The 15839-nt window shown below is 68.5% G+C and carries 17 protein-coding genes; 6 read left to right on the top strand and 11 right to left on the bottom strand.

Annotated elements, in window-relative coordinates; translation table 11 throughout:
• Positions 1-90 precede the first annotated feature (90 nt).
• Positions 91-1230: a citrate synthase gene (gene citZ, locus C458_RS15640; RefSeq protein ID WP_008577143.1), complete on the bottom strand. Its 1140-nt coding sequence runs from the start codon at positions 1228-1230 to the stop codon at positions 91-93.
• Between the two features lie 297 nt (positions 1231-1527).
• On the opposite strand from citZ, the gene C458_RS15645 reads away from it, so the two are divergent.
• The gene (locus C458_RS15645) at positions 1528-2736 is read left to right on the top strand and encodes a potassium channel family protein (RefSeq protein ID WP_008577144.1); all 1209 of its coding nucleotides are present in this window, start codon (positions 1528-1530) and stop codon (positions 2734-2736) included.
• Between the two features lie 50 nt (positions 2737-2786).
• Here the strand turns inward: C458_RS15645 and C458_RS15650 are convergent, their stop codons facing one another.
• Complete coding sequence (locus tag C458_RS15650) at positions 2787-3104, bottom strand: hypothetical protein (RefSeq protein ID WP_008577146.1); 318 nt, start codon at positions 3102-3104, stop codon at positions 2787-2789.
• Positions 3105-3175: 71 nt separating this feature from the next.
• Between C458_RS15650 and C458_RS15655 the strand changes: the two genes are divergently transcribed.
• Entirely contained in the window at positions 3176-4132 is a 957-nt protein-coding gene (locus tag C458_RS15655; RefSeq protein ID WP_008577149.1) for a succinylglutamate desuccinylase/aspartoacylase family protein, read from the top strand.
• Between the two features lie 78 nt (positions 4133-4210).
• Positions 4211-5314, top strand: coding sequence for a pyridoxal-phosphate dependent enzyme (locus tag C458_RS15660; RefSeq protein WP_008577151.1), 1104 nt, complete (start codon positions 4211-4213; stop codon positions 5312-5314).
• A gap of 17 nt (positions 5315-5331) precedes the next feature.
• Here the strand turns inward: C458_RS15660 and C458_RS15665 are convergent, their stop codons facing one another.
• From C458_RS15665 to C458_RS15690, 6 genes are all read right to left on the bottom strand, one after another.
• Positions 5332-6675, bottom strand: a complete 1344-nt coding sequence (locus tag C458_RS15665) for a phage protein (protein WP_008577152.1) — start codon at positions 6673-6675, stop codon at positions 5332-5334.
• A gap of 126 nt (positions 6676-6801) precedes the next feature.
• Positions 6802-7083 (bottom strand): DUF2892 domain-containing protein, encoded by a 282-nt coding sequence (locus C458_RS15670; protein ID WP_008577154.1) that lies wholly within the window; start codon positions 7081-7083, stop codon positions 6802-6804.
• A gap of 119 nt (positions 7084-7202) precedes the next feature.
• Positions 7203-7937: a protein-L-isoaspartate O-methyltransferase gene (locus C458_RS15675; RefSeq protein ID WP_008577155.1), complete on the bottom strand. Its 735-nt coding sequence runs from the start codon at positions 7935-7937 to the stop codon at positions 7203-7205.
• A 21-nt stretch (positions 7938-7958) separates the two neighbouring features.
• Positions 7959-8897 carry a bifunctional 2-polyprenyl-6-hydroxyphenol methylase/3-demethylubiquinol 3-O-methyltransferase UbiG gene (locus C458_RS15680; RefSeq protein WP_008577157.1) on the bottom strand — a complete coding sequence of 313 codons (939 nt, stop codon included), beginning with the start codon at positions 8895-8897 and terminating at the stop codon, positions 7959-7961.
• 96 nt (positions 8898-8993) lie between these two features.
• Positions 8994-9650: an HVO_0476 family zinc finger protein gene (locus C458_RS15685; RefSeq protein ID WP_008577159.1), complete on the bottom strand. Its 657-nt coding sequence runs from the start codon at positions 9648-9650 to the stop codon at positions 8994-8996.
• A gap of 129 nt (positions 9651-9779) precedes the next feature.
• On the bottom strand, positions 9780-10739 hold the full coding sequence (locus tag C458_RS15690) for an aminopeptidase (protein WP_008577160.1): 960 nt from the start codon (positions 10737-10739) through the stop codon (positions 9780-9782).
• Positions 10740-10928: 189 nt separating this feature from the next.
• On the opposite strand from C458_RS15690, the gene C458_RS15695 reads away from it, so the two are divergent.
• Entirely contained in the window at positions 10929-11996 is a 1068-nt protein-coding gene (locus C458_RS15695) for a type II glyceraldehyde-3-phosphate dehydrogenase (RefSeq protein WP_049896154.1), read from the top strand.
• A gap of 76 nt (positions 11997-12072) precedes the next feature.
• Here C458_RS15695 and C458_RS15700 read toward each other — a convergent pair whose 3' ends face one another.
• Entirely contained in the window at positions 12073-12561 is a 489-nt protein-coding gene (locus tag C458_RS15700) for a metallophosphoesterase (RefSeq protein ID WP_008577161.1), read from the bottom strand.
• A 72-nt stretch (positions 12562-12633) separates the two neighbouring features.
• Here C458_RS15700 and C458_RS15705 point away from each other — a divergent pair, with 72 nt between their 5' ends.
• Entirely contained in the window at positions 12634-12948 is a 315-nt protein-coding gene (locus C458_RS15705) for a hypothetical protein (protein ID WP_239638781.1), read from the top strand.
• A 12-nt stretch (positions 12949-12960) separates the two neighbouring features.
• On the opposite strand, the gene C458_RS15710 is transcribed toward C458_RS15705, so the two are convergent.
• Positions 12961-14166, bottom strand: a complete 1206-nt coding sequence (locus C458_RS15710; RefSeq protein WP_008577163.1) for a phosphoglycerate kinase — start codon at positions 14164-14166, stop codon at positions 12961-12963.
• 78 nt (positions 14167-14244) lie between these two features.
• Positions 14245-15297 carry a type I glyceraldehyde-3-phosphate dehydrogenase gene (gene gap, locus C458_RS15715; RefSeq protein ID WP_008577164.1) on the bottom strand — a complete coding sequence of 351 codons (1053 nt, stop codon included), beginning with the start codon at positions 15295-15297 and terminating at the stop codon, positions 14245-14247.
• A gap of 267 nt (positions 15298-15564) precedes the next feature.
• Between gap and C458_RS15720 the strand changes: the two genes are divergently transcribed.
• Positions 15565-15839: Hsp20/alpha crystallin family protein (locus C458_RS15720; protein WP_008577166.1), on the top strand; the 275-nt coding region annotated here is incomplete at its 3' end.

Here is a 15839-nt window from a genome sequence, read left to right on the forward strand (position 1 = left end):
GCGAACGCGGGACCGGGAGGCAGAGAGTGAAGGCGACGACGCGTCGCTCCGGGGCGTCGAGTCGGGAAAAAGTCGCGTGCGGTTCGTCGCCTATCGCTCGTCGACCGGCGTGAAGTCGAGGTCTTTCTCGCCGGTGTAGCGGGCGCGGGGGCGGATGAGGCGGTTGTCCTCGTACTGTTCGAGGACGTGCGCAATCCAGCCGCCGACGCGCGAGACGGCGAAGATGGGGGGGTAGAGGTCGATGGGGATGCCCATCTGGTAGTACGTCGACGCGGAGTAGAAGTCCACGTTCGGCGCGAGGCCCTTCTCCTCGCCGATGTACTCCTCGATGGCGACCGACATCTCGTACCACTTCATGTCGCCGGCGGCCTCGCCGAGCGCCTCGGACTTCGCGCCGAGAATCTTCGCGCGGGGGTCCTTGACGTTGTAGACGCGGTGGCCGAATCCGGCGACGCGCTCGCCGCGGTCGAGGGCGTCTTTGACCCACTCGGTCGGGTCCATGTCGCTGTCGTCGACGTCCTTCAGCATCCGCATGACGTTCGCGTTCGCGCCGCCGTGGAGCGACCCCGAGAGCGTCCCGATGGCCGACGTGACCGCACTGTACAGGTCCGAGAGCGTCGACGAGGTGACCATCGCGGAGAACGTCGAGGCGTTCAGGCCGTGGTCGGCGTGGAGCACGAGCGCCATGTCGAACGTCTCGGCGAGCACCTCGTTCGGCTCCTCGCCGTTGAGCATGTAGAGGAAGTTCGCCGCGTGATTCAGGCTCTCGTCGGGTTCGACGTAGTCGTCGCCGCGGCGGAAACGAGCGTAGGCCGCGAGCACCGACGGCATCTTCGCCGTGATGCGCTTTGCCTTTTCGAGATTGACCTCGCGGTCGGTCACGTCCTCGAAGTCGGCGCTTTCGTCGTACGCCGACATCGACGAGACGAGCGTTCGGAGCGCCGCCATCGGCGCCTCGTCCTGTTCAGCGAGTTCGCGTGTCACGTCGAGCACGCCGTCGTCGAGCCCGCGGTGAGCCGCGAGTTCGTCGCTGAACGCGTCGAGTTCCTCGCTCGTCGGAAGCTCCCCGTGCCACAGGAGATAGAGCACTTCCTCGTAGCTTGCGTCCCGTGCGAGGTCTTCGATATCGTACCCGCAGTAAACGAGTTGTCCCGCGTCGCCGTCGATGAAACTGAGTTTCGATTCGGCGACCAGCACACCTTCCAGCCCCCGCTTCAGTTCGCCTGACATACCCAGAACGTTGCCTACCATATCAAAAAAGCGTTATCGTTTTCACTCATCTGTTACCGACCGCCATACACATACAGTGGCAGCCCCGTCTGTCGGTTTCGCGGATAGTCGGTGTCTAAAATAGTGTTCGACAATTGTCGTTATTTTCGGGGCACTTATACGGAGTTCCCGAGCGGGCCGCGCGCGCCGCTCGGACGACCTGCAAACTCATATCCCCCGACGGCGTAGTTCTCTCGAACCACGGTGGCACCATTACTCCTGGCAAGCCTTTTGCCGTCCCGTCGTGAAGGCGGGCGCATGAATCCGGAGGACATCGAGTACGAGCCTGTCAGCGTCAAGGCCGTCCTCGCCGAGATGAAAGACACCGCGGAGTTACTCATCGACCTCTCGTACTCCGCCGTCCTCCACGCCAACGACGACCTCGCGGCCGAGGTCCTCGACCTCGAAGAGCGGATGGACATCCTCCAACTGCAGGCGCGCATGAGCCTGATGATGGCCGCCCGCAGCCCCGAGGACGCGGAGGAACTCGCGCCCGTCCTCGGGGTCGTCGGCGCGGCCGAGAAGATTTCGGACGCCGCGGGCGACATCGCCAAGGTCGTCATCGAGGACATCGGCCTCCCGGACGCCATCCGCGCGGCGCTCCCCGAGGCCGTCGAGACGACGATTCGGTGCGAGCTCACCGACGAGTCGCCGTACGCGGGCCGGGACCTCGGTGACATCAACATGGAGACCGAGACGGGCGTCCGCGTCGTCGCCATCCACCGCGCCGGCGAGTGGGTGACAAACCCCGACCACGAGACGACGCTCCGCGCCGGCGACGTGCTCCTCCTCCGCGGCCGCGACGACGGCCTCCACACCGTCCACGAGGCCGCCACCGGCCTCCGGTACGACCCGCCGGACGTGCCCGAGCCGACCATCGAGGACCTCGAACGCGCCGTCGACTCCATCGTCCTGATGAAGGACATGAGCGAACTCGCCGTCGACCTCGCCTACGGCGCGGTGCTGTTCGACAGCGAGGGCGTCGCCGAGGAGGTCGAGGAACTCGAAGCCGAGGTGGACGCGCTCAAGTCCCGGTTCGAGGCGTGGACGCTCCGCGCGGCGAGTCGCGTCGAAGACCCCGTGTCGCTCCGCGGACTCGTCCAACTCGCGGGCGCGACGGAGATGATTTCCGACGCCGCGCTCGAAATCGCGGAGGGCGTCCTCCGCGGCATCGACGCCCACCCGGTCGTCGCCGCCGCGGTCAAGGAGTCCGACGAGGTCATCATCCGCCTGCGGGTCGCCCCCACAAGCGACCTCGCGGAGGCGACCCTCGGAGACCGGCGCGTCAAGTCCGAGACGGGGATGCGCGTCATCGCGGTTCGCCGGGCCGGCGGCCGCGAGTGGGTCGTCTCGCCGGGGTCGGAAACGCGGCTCCACGGCGGCGACCTCATCATCGCGAAGGGGACCAGAGCCGGCGCGGAGCGACTGGGCGAACTCGTCGGCGACGAGCGCGAGTTCGACGAGTAGGCCGACCCCGACCTGACCCATCCCGAAACCGAACTGCCGAAACTGCCGACTCAGAGCGTCTTACTCAGCCGATACGCCGAAACGAGCGTCAGCACCGTCGCGACGAGGAGCGCCGTCGCGGACGCCAGCACGAACGCGAGGAGCAGAAACCAGCCCTCGGGCCCGAGTATCGGGTACTCGCGGGTGCCGGCGAAGGGGCCGAACAGTTCGAGCACCCGAAACAGGTAGGCGACGACGGCCAAGGCGAGACCGACGGCCGCCCCGATAGCGGCGTTTCGCGGCACGTCCAGCGCCTGCACCAGTCCCCCCGTCGGCGGCCGTTCGGGAACGTCGTCTGTCACGGTCGCCGGTTGCGGCCGCGGGACCATAGCGGCAACGCTTTCCTCGGGGGCCTCAGCGGACCGAACCCCTAAAGGGAGGCGGGTCCGAGGTTGGCGGTATGATTACCTTGGGAACGGCGAGCGCGGCCCCCGGGGAGATGGACGTGGGCCGCCTCGAAGTCGGTGAGTCCCGCGACGGCGGGAGCGTCGGCCTGCCGGTCGCCGTCATCAACGGCGCGTCGTCGGGCAAGACGCTCTACATGCAGGCGGCGTCGGACGGAGACGAACTCAACGGCGTCGGCGTCGTCCAGCGGGTCGTCCCGCAGCTCGACCCCGCGGATATCTCCGGGGCGATTCTCGTCGTCGGCATCGTCAACTACCACGCGTTTCAGGTCGCACAACACCGCAATCCGATAGACGACACGAAGATGAACCGGGCGTACCCCGGCGACGAGCGCGGCACCTCCTCGGAGCGAATCGCCGCCGCGACGTTCGCCGCCGCCCGCGACGCCGACCTCATCGTCGACCTCCATCAGGGCTCGACGAGCCGGATGATAGACGAGGTCCGCGTCCGCTGTGGTCGCCACCACCGGATGCACGCGAAATGTCTTCGACTCGCCAAGACGTTCGGCTGCGGCTACGTCCTCGACCAGAAGGGTCCGGACGGCCAACTCGCCCGCGCCGGCCCCGACGCCGGGATTCCGACTATCGACCCCGAACTCGGCGGCTGCGTCGGTTGGGACGAAGAAAGCATCGAGAAGGGCGTTCGCGGCGTTCACAACGTCCTCCGCGGCTACGACTTCCTCGACGGCGACGTGGAGCTGAAAGCCCAGACCCGCGCCCGCGGCTTCGACCAGTACGGCTCGCCGGTCGGGGGCCTCGTCCGGTTCAAGCGCGACCTCGGTGAGCGCGTCTCCGCCGGCGACGTGGTGTTCGAGGTGACCGACGTGTTCGGCACGCTCAAAGCCCGCGTCACCGCCGACCACGACGGCATCTTCTGGCGGGCGCGCCGCCTCCCGCAGGTCGCCTCCGGCGAGTACGTCTGTTCCGTCGGCATCGACCTCGACACGTACTGATACCGACTCCGTTCCACCCGATTCGACCACTTCACTCGACTCGGCACCACCCCACCCGATTCACCCCACTCACTTCCCATGACGACACCACCCGACCTCCCCGCTCGGCTCCGACTCGCGTGCGACAGTTGCGGCGAGACGTACGACGCCTGGCGCTGGCGCTGTGCCTGCGGCGAGCCGCTGGATTTCGCGGCCGACCCGACGCCGCCGGCAGCGACCCCCGACGCCGCCGACCTCGACTACCGCGACGGCCTCTGGGCGTTCGACGACTTTCTCCCGACGGAGCCGCGCGCCAGCCTCGGCGAGGGGATGACGCCCCTCGTCGACGCCGCGGAGTGGGAGGCCTCGTTCAAACTGGAGTACGTCTTCCCCTCCGGCTCGTTCAAGGACCGCGGCGCGACGACGATGCTCTCGCTCGCGTCCGAACTCGGCGTCGAGCGCGTCGTCGAGGACTCCTCGGGCAACGCGGGGGCCGCCGTCGCGACCTACGCCGCCCGCGCCGGCATCGACGCCGAAATCTACGTGCCCGCGTCGGTCAAGCCCTCGAAGGTCCGCGCCATCGAGCGCGCCGGGGCGAAGCCGGTCCGCATCGAGGGCTCCAGACAGGCCGTGACCGACGCCTGCGTCGAGGCCGTCGAGGCCGACGACGCGTGGTACGCGAGCCACGCGTGGAACCCCGCGTTCTTCGCGGGTACGGCCACCGTCGCCTACGAAATCGCCGCCCAGCGCGACTGGTCGGTCCCCGACGCGGTCGTCACGCCGCTGGGCCACGGGACGCTCTTCCTCGGCGCGTACCGCGGCTTCCGCGCGCTCTACGAGGCGGGCTGGACCGACCGGATGCCCGAACTGTACGGCGCGCAGGCCGCCGGCTACTCGCCCATCGCCGACGCCCGTCACCACACGGCCGACGAGACCAACGACGTGGCCGACGGTATCCAGATTCTCGACCCCGTCCGCGAGGCCGAGATTCACGAGGCGCTCGACGACACCGGCGGCGACGCCATCGCTCTGTCGGCCGACGCGGTCGAAGACGAACTCGACCGGCTCCACCGCCACGGCTTCTACACGGAGCCGACCTGCGCCGTCGCGCCCGCGGCGCTCCGCGAACTGCGGCTCTCGGGCGTCCTCGACCGCGACGCCGACGTGGTCGTGCCGCTCACCGGAAGCGGTCTCAAATCGTGAGCCGACTCAGAACACAGCTACCGTAGCGCTCTCCACGACCGAAGCCAGCCGACCAACGACCAGCCGCGTCCCGCGTTTTCGACGCCGGCTCTCGCTTCGGCTCCCGTGGTGCGGTCGCCCGCTCGGGCTTCGAGGTCGCGTCGCCGCTCGCGCTCCGCGCCGAGTTCGTCGCGGAGTCGCTCGTTCTCGTCGACGACCTCGTCGAGCCGCGCCCGGAGTTCGTCGAGGCGGTCGAACCCCCCGCGACCGTCGCCCGGTGACGCGCCGGGTGAACCCGGCCGTCGCGCCGGGTCGGTCACCGCGTCGTCGTCGTGCCGATTCCGGTTCGGGTGTCGGTGTCGGTCGTCGTCCGATCGCGTCGCTGACCGTCGCACCGCGCTCGACCAGCTGGACGGGTCGTAGAACTCGCTGGTCTCCCGAATCGCTCGTCGGACCGTCTTCGCGCCGTAGGTCGAGCCGTCGGCGTGGACGACTTCGTCCCACGCCGGCCGAAAGAGTCCGGAGTCCCGAAACAGGCGGCACATCTGTCGGGCGTCGCCGGCCGTCCAGAACGCGAGCATCGAACACAGCGCCGCGTCAGCCTCGTCGCGGTCGTCGTAGCCGCTCGCGTCACCCCGCCACAGGCGGGTGAACGCCACCCCGTTGACGGCGTTCGAGGCGCGGCGGACGACCTCGTCGTCCGTGAGGTCGTTGCCCGGGCCGCTTATCTCGTCGAGTCGTGCGTCGGCGGGCGCTCGGTCCGAGTTCGGAGCGTCTGGGTTGACCGAGTCGATTGAGGCGGCCGGGGCGACGGGGGCGACCGACGGCGACGGCTCCGGGTCGGTTTCGAAGTACGCACCGTGAACCGCAGCGAGCGCGTCGCTCCGTTCCGCGACCGCCGCGGGCGCGCCGTCGGCGCAGTCGCCGGTCACGGGACGGAACCGCGTGGCGTCCGAGAGTTCGAGGCCGCCGGCTCGGGCGCACCCTGACGGGAGCGTCCCGCGGACGATAACGCGGAACCCCGTTCCCGAGGGAGTCACTTCCGTGTAGGAGTCGAGTCGGTCGACGAGCGCCCGCGCCCACTCGTCGGTCGCGCCGGTCTCGGCGTCGCGGCAGTTTTCGAGCTCGATACCGACGAACGGGTCGTCGTCGGTGAACGCGAATCCCACGCCGTCGACGCGCCCCTCCCGAGCACACGCGAGCGCCTCGTCGAATGTCGCCCACGTCGAGTCGTCAGTTGCCGATGCGGGCCCGCCGTCGGTCGCGCTTCGGGGCACAACTGTCTTCTCGCCGTCGCACAGTTGCGTTCGCCACCCGACCCAGTTGGCCCGTTCGAGCAGGTCGTCCGGGAGCTGTTCCCGCGTCGGGAGTGGTGGCGTCATCGCTACCGCTGGTCTCTGGAGCGATGCAAAAGCTGTTTCCCGCAAAATATCAGAATTGATACTCAGCACCCGGTCTCGCCGCACTCGTCGGTCCGGCCGGGTCCGAGTGTCGAGTCGAAGAAAAGCTTACTGCGCGCGGGGTTTCCCCGCGGATTCGGTCTCGGTCTCGGTCGCCGTCGCGCCCTCGTAGGTGTTGACGCCCAGCAGGTCGTTGAGCGGGCACTTCTGGGTGACCGCCGTGGTCGCGAGGACCGCTCCGACGAGGAGCGCCGCGACCGCGATGACGAGTCCGAGGGTGCCGGCCGCGATGGTCAGGAAGCCCGCGAGACTCGCCGCCCCGACGACGACGAGTACCGGTCCGAGGACGGCGCGCGCGATACGGTCGTAGCCGCCGACGTTCTTCTCCATGGTTGATTCACCGGTGCTAACTACGCGTTCGGCGGCTAAATCGTGCACCGTCGGTTCTCGGCTCCGGAGAAGCGTGACTGTCACGTCAGCCGATACGTCGGGAGCTCGGCCCGACTCGACTACCCGCTGCCACCCCAGTCTATCCAGTCCTGCTCCCAGCCGTGGCCGGCGTGCCAGCCGCGACCCTCGTACTCGGGGTCCTCGCGGCGCGTCCGGTTTCTGACGATGCTTCCGGTCTGTTCGCCGTCGACGAGCAGCGGCTTGAACGACAGCGGGCCGAACGACTCGGCCACTTCGCCGTCCTCGACGGCAACGAGCGTCTGCTCGCCGACGCCCTTCGGCATGACGAGTCGGCCGCCGTCAGCGAGCTGTGCGAGGAGTCGCGCGGGCGGGCGGACCGCCGAGGCCTCGACGAGGATGCGGTCGAAGGGTGCGTAGTCGGCAAGCCCCTCCGCGCCGTCGCGGCAGTCCACGAGGACGCCGCCGTAGCCGGCGCGCTGGAGGTTCTCGCGCGCCTCGTAGACGAGCGAGCGCGTGATGTCGACCGCGTGGACGCGGGCGTCGCCGACGATTTCAGCGAGGACCGCGGCGGTGTAGCCGACGCCCGCGCCGACGACGAGCACCTCGTCGTCCGGGTGGGGGTCGAGCGCGGCGAGCAGGCGCGCGACCGTCGTCGGCGCGAGGATGGTCGTGTTCGTGTCGCGGTGCTCGGTCGGGCGGTTCTGATACGGCGAGTCGGTGACGAACTCGTGTCGCGGGACGCTGCGCATGGCGATGGAGACGGCCTCCGGGAGCGACTCCAGCGAGTGCTCCAAGCCGTCGACCATGTCGTCGCGCAGCACCGAGTTGTCCATAGTCGACCTCGGAGGTCGGTCCTAATCAACCGCACGCTCGCCAACGACCGCCTGGAGGTCGGTCCCCGGCACGTCTCGGACCGTACAGCCGTCGAACCCGGCCGATTCGACCCACGAGCGAACCGTCGCCTCGTCGTGGAGGTCGCCGCGGCCCGTGGCGAGCGCGTCCACCGCTCGCTCGGCCGTCGCCTCGGTCGAACACCGGCCGTACAGGCTCTCGACGAACACCGCCGCGCCGCCGGGTTCGAGGGCGTCGAACGCGCCCGCGACGAGGGCCCTCGCCTCCTCGGGGTCGCGCCCGGCGAAGGCGTCGCCGGCGAAGACGAGGCCGAACCCCGACGCCGGCGGGTCGGTCGGGTCGCCGGCGACGAGGGCCACGCCGGCGCGTGAGAGGAGCGGGCGGACGACCTCGACGGTCTCCGCGTCGTCGACGAGGGTCACGTCGCGGCCGCGGGCGACGAACTCGCGGGCGAAGACGCCCGACGCGCCGCCGAGGTCGAGGACGCGCGTCGCGTCGGGAGCCGCGCGGACCGCGGCGGTCACGCAGGCCCGGACGACCGACTCCTCGGTGGCGTCGTACGCGCCGAGTCGGTTGCGGAGCCAGTCGTCCGGGAACGCGGGGGTCTCGCCGGTCGCCATCGTCTCCGGGAGGTCGGCGTAGAGCGAGAATCGGTCCAGCGCGTGCGGGAGGCGACCGATGGAGCGCACGTCGCGCTTGGCGAGGAAGCTGAGCGCGCGGTTGGTTATCTCGTACTCGTCGCCGACGCGCTTGATGAAGCCCATCGCGGCCAGCGCCTCGACCGAGATGCGGGCGGCTCGGGGGTCGATACCGGCGGTGTCGGCCACGGCCTCGGCGGTGCCGGCGTTCGTCGTGAGCGCGTCGATGACGCCGCTCTCGCGGGCGGCCCACAGGAGCGCGAGCGATTCGACCGACGACTGCGACCGGTCGCGGGTAGGCATGGTCGCACCGACGGGTCGGGAGACAAAAGGTCGTGCGTTGGGCGGGCGGTATCGTCCGGCGTCGGCGGGGCGGGGCGTTTCGGCGTCGGAGTTCCCTTACCAGGCCGACCACGCGGTCGAGGTCTGGTCGCGGGCGTAGACGCGCTTCGCGTCCTTCGCGTACACCATGTCGCCGGGGTGGTCGAGCTTGCCGTGGCGGTACTCGGGGGCGTCCGAGCGGACGACGAGGCCTTCGATTTCGACCTCTTCGTCACCGAACGCCTCCGTCTCGCCGACGACGAACTCGTAGTCGCCGGGGACGTTGACGGTGACGCTCCGGGTGTCCTCGCGCTTGCCGTCCTTCGGGTGGATGGTGACGTTGACCGCGACGTTGTCGACGACGCGGGTCCAAACGGTCTTCACGTCCGCGACTTCGGCCTCGTCGGCGCGCTGTTCGGGGCCGACTTCGATGCCCGTGATGCGCACGAGCTGAATCGCCTCGGGCGTGTCGACGATGAACTCGTCGCCGATCTCGATGGTCGTGCCGACCGGCACGGGCACCTCGGTCGAGACGGAGTCGCCGTCCTGCGAGACGACGACGTTCATCTCGGTCTCGTCGGGAATCTCGACGTTCTCCTTGTGGACGTGGCTGCATTCGGTACACCGGACGGTCGAGTGACCGCCGGGCTTCAGCACCTCGTGGACGGTGGGTTCGTCGGGCGAACACGTCGGACAGGAGAGGGGGACGCGCTCGCCGGCGTCGGGTAGGCTCATACGGGTTGCTAGCCCATCAGGCCGTAAAAAGCCGCCTTTCTCCGTCTCGGCGTGGGAGTCGGTGGCAGGACGCTCGCTCAACGAACGGGGCGAGCCGACCGACCGGCCGCGGTCGCGGCGTGAACCCGTTTAGGGCCGCGGCAGGTCGACTGCCTCGCCGTCGGCGTACACCGTCGGCTCGCGGATGATGCCGTCGAGGTGGAGCGGCGCGTCGGTGTCGCCGCCGATGCCGGCGTCGTCGCCGATGGCGATGTGGACCGTGCCGGCGGCCTTCTCGTCGAGCAGGACGGAGCCGACGAGGTCGGTCACGCCGACGTTGGTACCGATGCCGATTTCGGCGAGGTTGTAGGCGTCCTGCCCGACTTCCGCCGCCGCGGCCTCGACCTGCTCGCGGATGTCGTCGTCGGAAATCTCGGTGACGTAGCCGTCTTCGACCTCGAAGCGGAGTTCCTCGCCCTCGTCGAGGCGGCCGTGGGGCATCATCGTCCCGTCGACGACGTAGGTGCCCGTCGCGGACGCGGGGCTGAGGAAGATTTCGCCCGCGGGGAGGTTCGAAAACGAGCCGGACGCCGCGATTGCGCCGGTGTCTGCGAGCCACTCGCGGTCCCCGCGGACGAACGTGATGTCCGTGCCCTTCTCGGTCGTGACGCGGAGTTCGTCGGCGTCGCCGACGGCGTCGAGCATCGCCGCGCTGTGGTCGTAGATGGCGTCGTAGTCGGCGTCGAGGCCGGTGACGAACACCTCCTCGGTGATTCCGGGGAGGGTCGCGCCGCGAGCGCCGGCGTCGCAGGCGTCGCCGCGGGCGCGGGTGTGGCTCAGGCTCTTCGTCGTCGGCGCGAGGAAGGCGTCGCAGGACCGCATCGCGGCGGCGACCGGCGCGGGCGGCTCCTCGCCGTGTTGGTCCCCCGGCGGGTAGCGGATGATGGTCGCGTCGTCGGTCACTTCGCTTGCGACCTCGTAGAGCGCCTCGCCGATGCGCTCGCGCTTGTCGTCGGTGACGACGACGAGCGACTCGTCGGACTGGAGGTCGAGACACTGACGGACCGCCGTCTCGCTGGCGGCGCGGAGGTCTGCGTCGGCTTCGGTCATGTGGACACCTGCGCCGCCGGCGCTGTTAGGCGTTCCCATCTGCCCCCTCGCGTTCGATTTCCGTCCCGTCGCCCCGAATCGGGGGTTTCACTCGCCTCGGAGGTAATCGAGGGACTCACTCGCCCGAGAGTTAATTTCTAGGTATTAACCATCGAAATAACTATGGTCGGGCCCGGTCGTTTGTCTCCCATGATACGAGTGGGTGTCAACGGCTACGGCACAATCGGAAAGCGCGTCGCCGACGCGGTCCACGCGCAGCCCGACATGGAACTCATCGGCGTGGCCAAGACCCAGCCCAACTTCGAAGCGCACACCGCGGGCGAACGCGGCTACCCGATGTACGCCGCGATTCCGGAACGCTCGCCGCTGTTTTCCGAGGCCGGCGTCGACCTCGCCGGCGAGGTTGACGAACTGGTCGCCGAGGCCGACGTTATCGTCGACTGCACGCCGTCCGGCATCGGCGCGGAGAACCGCGAACTGTACGAGACGCACCACACGCCCGCCATCTTCCAGGGCGGCGAAGACGCCGACGTGGCCGACGTGAGCTTCAACGCGCGGGCCAACTTCGACGCCGCCCGCGACGCCGACTACGTCCGCGTCGTCTCCTGTAACACGACCGGCCTCTCGCGCATCATCGCGCCGCTCGAAGCCGAGTACGGCGTCGAGAAGGTTCGGGCGACGCTCGTCCGCCGCGGCGGCGACCCCGGCCAGAACTCCCGGGGGCCGATAAACGACATCCTGCCGAACCCAATCGAGATTCCCTCGCACCACGGCCCCGACGTGAAGACCATCTTCCCCGACCTCGAAATCGACACGCTCGGGCTGAAGGTCCCGGCGACGCTGATGCACGTCCACGCGCTCAACGTCACGCTCGAAGACGACGTGACCGGCGCGCACGTCCGCCAACTGCTCGAAGGCGAGAACCGCGTCTACGTCATCCCCGAGGGGATGGGCATCGACGGCGCGGGCAAGCTCATGGACTTCGCGCTCGACGCGGGCCGCCCGCGCGGCGACATGTGGGAAAACTGCGTGTGGGGCGAGTCCATCGGCGTCAACGGCCGCGACCTCTACCTGTTCCAGGCCATCCACCAGCAGTCCGACGTGATTCCGGAGAACGTCGACGCCATCCGCGCGATGTTCGACCTCGAAGACCAACAGGACAGCATGGCGCTCACCGACCGGACGCTCGGCATCGGCATCTCCGGCGACCCTTCTGGGTTCTCTGAGCAGGCGCGCGCGGAGTTCGCCGACGACTAACGGCGAATCGTCTGTTCAGTTCGGTGCGGTGTGGTTCGGTGCGGCTGCGGTTTTTCCACCCACTCGCTTCGCTCCCTCAGAGCGACCGCGACGCCACGTTCCCGGTGTCGAGGTCCACGATTGCGACGTGGAACGCGTCGTCCGCGCCGGGAATCGGCAGGCCGCCGGGATTGATGTGCGTCGTCTTCCCCCGGTGTTCGACCACCCGCTCGTGGGTGTGGCCGCGCAGGACGAAGTCGTACGTCCCCGAGTCGACGAGCCCGTCGACCAGTCCGGCCTCCGTGCCGTGGTACACCGCTATCTCCTGCCCGTCGAGCGTCAGGTGCGCGAAGTCGCCGTGGTAGGTACCGAACGACTCGACCGCCTCGCGGAGCGCCCACTCGCCGTCGTTGTTGCCGCGGACGGCGTGGAAGTCGAAGTCCGCGTCGAACGGCGCGGCCGAGAAGGGCGCGACGATGTCGCCGCAGTGGACGACCGCGTCAACGCCCTCCGATTCGAAGTGCGAGACCGCGGCTTCGACGTGGTCGAGGTTGTCGTGCGTGTCGGAGACGACGCCGAGTTTCATGGGAGTCGGTTCGGCGGCGTCGGCTATCAACGTTGGGTGACACTTATGTCCCGCGCGGTCCCCGTTCGGGACGTGTCAGAACGCGACGACTCCGACGGCGACGCGGGCGAGACGGGAAGCTCCGCCGAGACCGCCGACGACGCCGGGGAAGTCGGGTCGCCGGCGCTCAGCGTGACGCTCGGCGGCGGCACGAACGTCGTCATCGGCGCGGCGATGGCGGGTTACGCGGCGTTCAGCGCCGGGTGGACGCTGGCGGTTCGCGCCTCGGGGAATTTCCCCGACGACAACGCCGTCGGCGGACTCCTCACGCTGTTGGTCTTCGCGGGCGGCGTCGCGATTCTCGTCGATGGCGCGGCCGGCGTGTTCGCCGAGAAGAGAGACGGGTGACGCTACGCGCGTTTAGTTCTGCTTCAGCGCCTCGACGCCGGCGAGCGGCGCGCCGGTCAGCGCGCGGATGTACGCGCCGCCGGCGATGGAGACGTGGCCGAAGTCGCCTTCGTCCATGCCGTACATCTCGATGGCGCGGGAGGTGTCGCCGCCGCCGACGACGGAGAAGCAGTCGGTCTCGGCGATGGCGCGGAGGACGCCGGTCGTACCGACCGCGAAGCGCTCGTCTTCGAACAGGCCGAGCGCGCCCTTCACGAAGACGGCCTCGGAGTCGCGGATGATGGGGTCGTACTCGTCGACCGTCATCGAGCCCACGTCGAGGTAGGCGCGGTCCTTCTCGGTGATATTGGCGACCGCGATTTCGCCGCGGTCGTCGGTCTCGTCCTCGTAGGCGAGGTCGACGGCGAGTTTAATCTGGTCGCCGCGCTCGTCGAGAAGCGACTCGATGGTCTCGCGGTTTTCCTCCCACTGGTCGTCGAAGAACTCCATCCCTTCGAGGTCGAAGCCCACGTCGTTGCCGGCGGCGCGGAGGAACAGTTCGCCGGCGATGCCGCCCAAGAGGAACTGGTCGACCTTGTCGCCGAGGTTGTTCATCACGTCGATGACGTCGGTGGCTTTCGTCCCGCCGACGACCATCGTCACCTGCCCGTCGAACTCGCGGGTGGCGATGGAGGAGTTCGCTTCGTACTCGGTCTCCATCACGCGGCCCGCGTAGGCGGGGAGCACGAGCGGGAAGCCGACCAGCGAGGCGTGCGAGCGGTGGGCCGCCGAGTAGGCGTCGTTGACGTAGGCGTCGACGTGCTCGGCGAGCGTCCGAACGAACTCGGTGTCGGCTTTGACCTCGGGGTCCTCCTCGGGAAGCTCCTCGTCGCACATCCGCGTGTTTTCGAGGAGGAGCACGTCGCCGGCTTCGAGCGCGTCGATGGCGGCGATGGCGTCGTCGCCGTAGGTGTCAGCGACGAACCCCACGTCGCGGTCGATGTGCGAGGCGAGGATGTCCGCGTGCTGTTCGAGCGAGACGAAGTCGTCGCCGCCGGGGCGGCCCTGATGGGCCATGAGGACGACGCGGTGGCCGGCCTCGGCGAGTTCGCGGACGGTCTCCGCGTGGCGGTCGAACCGTCGGTTGTCTTGGACCTCGCCGTCTTCGACCGGCGAATTGAGGTCGAGTCGGACGAGTACGCGCTGCTCCGGGTCGAGGTCATCGAGGGTCTTGAACATCGGGTGGAAGAACGTGGAGGGAGTACTTAGTGGTGGGTAGCTCGCGCTGAAATCACGGGCGATTCGCGGCGGCGGTGTCTACTGGTGCGTGACGAAGTGGGCGACGTCGAGCATCCGGTTGGAGAAGCCGTACTCGTTGTCGTACCACGTCAGAATCTTGTAGAGGCCGCCGTCGTTGACCTGGTTCGTCGTGTTGAGGTCGACGGTGCTGGAGAACGGCAGACCGAGGATGTCACGCGAGGTGACCTCGTCGTCGGTGTAGCCGAGGACGCCCGCGAGCGGGCCGGAGTCGGCCGCGGCGCGGAAGGCGTCGTTAATCTCCTCGACGGAGGGCTTGTCTTCGAGGCGGACGACGAGCTCGGTGAGCGAGCCGTTCGGCACGGGGACGCGAATCGCCATGCCGTCGAGCTTGCCGTCGAGCTGGGGCAGAATCTCGGTGGCCGCCTGCGCCGCGCCGGTCGTCGTCGGGACGATGTTCTCGGCGGCGGCGCGCCCGCGGCGCTGTTTCGCGTGGGGGCTGTCGATGAGGTTCTGGCTGCCCGTGTAGGCGTGGACGGTCGTCAGGAGACCGTTCTCGATGCCGAACTCCTCGTCGAGCACCTTCGCGACCGGCGTGACGGAGTTGGTCGTACAGGAGGCGTTCGAGACGATGTCCTCGCCGTCGTACTCGTCGTGGTTGACGCCGTAGACGATCTGCTTGACCGGCTCGTCGCCCTTCGGCGGCGCGGAGATGACGACCTTCTCCGCGCCTGCTTCGAGGTGTGCGGAGGCGTCTTCCTTCGTGCGGAAGATGCCCGTACATTCGAGCGCCACGTCCACGTCGAGTTCGCCCCACGGAAGCTCCGCGGGGGACTGGACGTTGTAGAGGCCCACCGAGGTGCCGCCGATGGACAGCGAGTCGCCGTCTCGCTCGACGCCGTCGAGTCGGCCCATGACGGAGTCGTACTTCGCGAGATACGCCATGTCGTCGAAGTCCATGACGTCGTTGATGGCGACCAGTTCGACCTTCGGGTTGTCGAGGACGGCACGGAAGATGTTCCGGCCGATGCGGCCGAAGCCGTTGAGTGCCACCCGCACCACGTCCGATTCATCCACGTTCTCGCCCGCGCTGAGGTAGGATTTTTCACTCATGTTCGAGTAGTATCCGTATGGATATCTCGGGCGCAGGAGTATATCTGTTTCGGTAAATCAGACTGAATCGAACGTTACCTTTCATTCACAATCACAATCTCGACAGAAACGAACATAACCGGTCAGACACGGGCGGCGATTGACACGCCCGCTCGGGGGCGAGTGGTCAGGTTGTAGACGGTCGCTCGCGGCCGAATCCTGGCGATTCGCTGGCAGGTGACTGTCACAGGCAGAAACGTTTTATCCTCCGATTTCATAGCGGCCCTCATGGTCAGAGACGACCGCGACGACCCGTTCGACAACATCTTCGACGAAATCGAACGGATGATGAACGACATGACCGGAGGCGACGCCGGATTCGCCTCCGAGACCCACATCGACGTGTACGATGAGGGCTCTACACTCCGACTCGTCGCGGACCTCCCGGGCGTCGACAAAGACGCCATCGACCTCAAGTGCGACGGTGAGACGCTGACTATCAGCGCCGCCGGTGACCGCCGCGAGTACGACGAACGCATCCGCCTCCCGGCCCGCGTCGACGA

The sequence above is a fragment of the Haloferax sp. ATCC BAA-644 genome (assembly GCF_000336975.1).
Classification (GTDB): domain Archaea; phylum Halobacteriota; class Halobacteria; order Halobacteriales; family Haloferacaceae; genus Haloferax; species Haloferax volcanii.

What these genes read in the sequence shown, in the direction of transcription:
- citZ (WP_008577143.1), bottom strand. Translation starts at nt 1,230, where the DNA reads ATGTCAGGCGAACTGAAGCGGGGGCTGGAAGGTGTGCTGGTCGCCGAA.
- C458_RS15645 (WP_008577144.1), top strand. Translation starts at nt 1,528, where the DNA reads ATGAATCCGGAGGACATCGAGTACGAGCCTGTCAGCGTCAAGGCCGTC.
- C458_RS15650 (WP_008577146.1), bottom strand. Translation starts at nt 3,104, where the DNA reads ATGGTCCCGCGGCCGCAACCGGCGACCGTGACAGACGACGTTCCCGAA.
- C458_RS15655 (WP_008577149.1), top strand. Translation starts at nt 3,176, where the DNA reads ATGATTACCTTGGGAACGGCGAGCGCGGCCCCCGGGGAGATGGACGTG.
- C458_RS15660 (WP_008577151.1), top strand. Translation starts at nt 4,211, where the DNA reads ATGACGACACCACCCGACCTCCCCGCTCGGCTCCGACTCGCGTGCGAC.
- C458_RS15665 (WP_008577152.1), bottom strand. Translation starts at nt 6,675, where the DNA reads ATGACGCCACCACTCCCGACGCGGGAACAGCTCCCGGACGACCTGCTC.
- C458_RS15670 (WP_008577154.1), bottom strand. Translation starts at nt 7,083, where the DNA reads ATGGAGAAGAACGTCGGCGGCTACGACCGTATCGCGCGCGCCGTCCTC.
- C458_RS15675 (WP_008577155.1), bottom strand. Translation starts at nt 7,937, where the DNA reads ATGGACAACTCGGTGCTGCGCGACGACATGGTCGACGGCTTGGAGCAC.
- C458_RS15680 (WP_008577157.1), bottom strand. Translation starts at nt 8,897, where the DNA reads ATGCCTACCCGCGACCGGTCGCAGTCGTCGGTCGAATCGCTCGCGCTC.
- C458_RS15685 (WP_008577159.1), bottom strand. Translation starts at nt 9,650, where the DNA reads ATGAGCCTACCCGACGCCGGCGAGCGCGTCCCCCTCTCCTGTCCGACG.
- C458_RS15690 (WP_008577160.1), bottom strand. Translation starts at nt 10,739, where the DNA reads ATGACCGAAGCCGACGCAGACCTCCGCGCCGCCAGCGAGACGGCGGTC.
- C458_RS15695 (WP_049896154.1), top strand. Translation starts at nt 10,929, where the DNA reads ATGATACGAGTGGGTGTCAACGGCTACGGCACAATCGGAAAGCGCGTC.
- C458_RS15700 (WP_008577161.1), bottom strand. Translation starts at nt 12,561, where the DNA reads ATGAAACTCGGCGTCGTCTCCGACACGCACGACAACCTCGACCACGTC.
- C458_RS15710 (WP_008577163.1), bottom strand. Translation starts at nt 14,166, where the DNA reads ATGTTCAAGACCCTCGATGACCTCGACCCGGAGCAGCGCGTACTCGTC.
- gap (WP_008577164.1), bottom strand. Translation starts at nt 15,297, where the DNA reads ATGAGTGAAAAATCCTACCTCAGCGCGGGCGAGAACGTGGATGAATCG.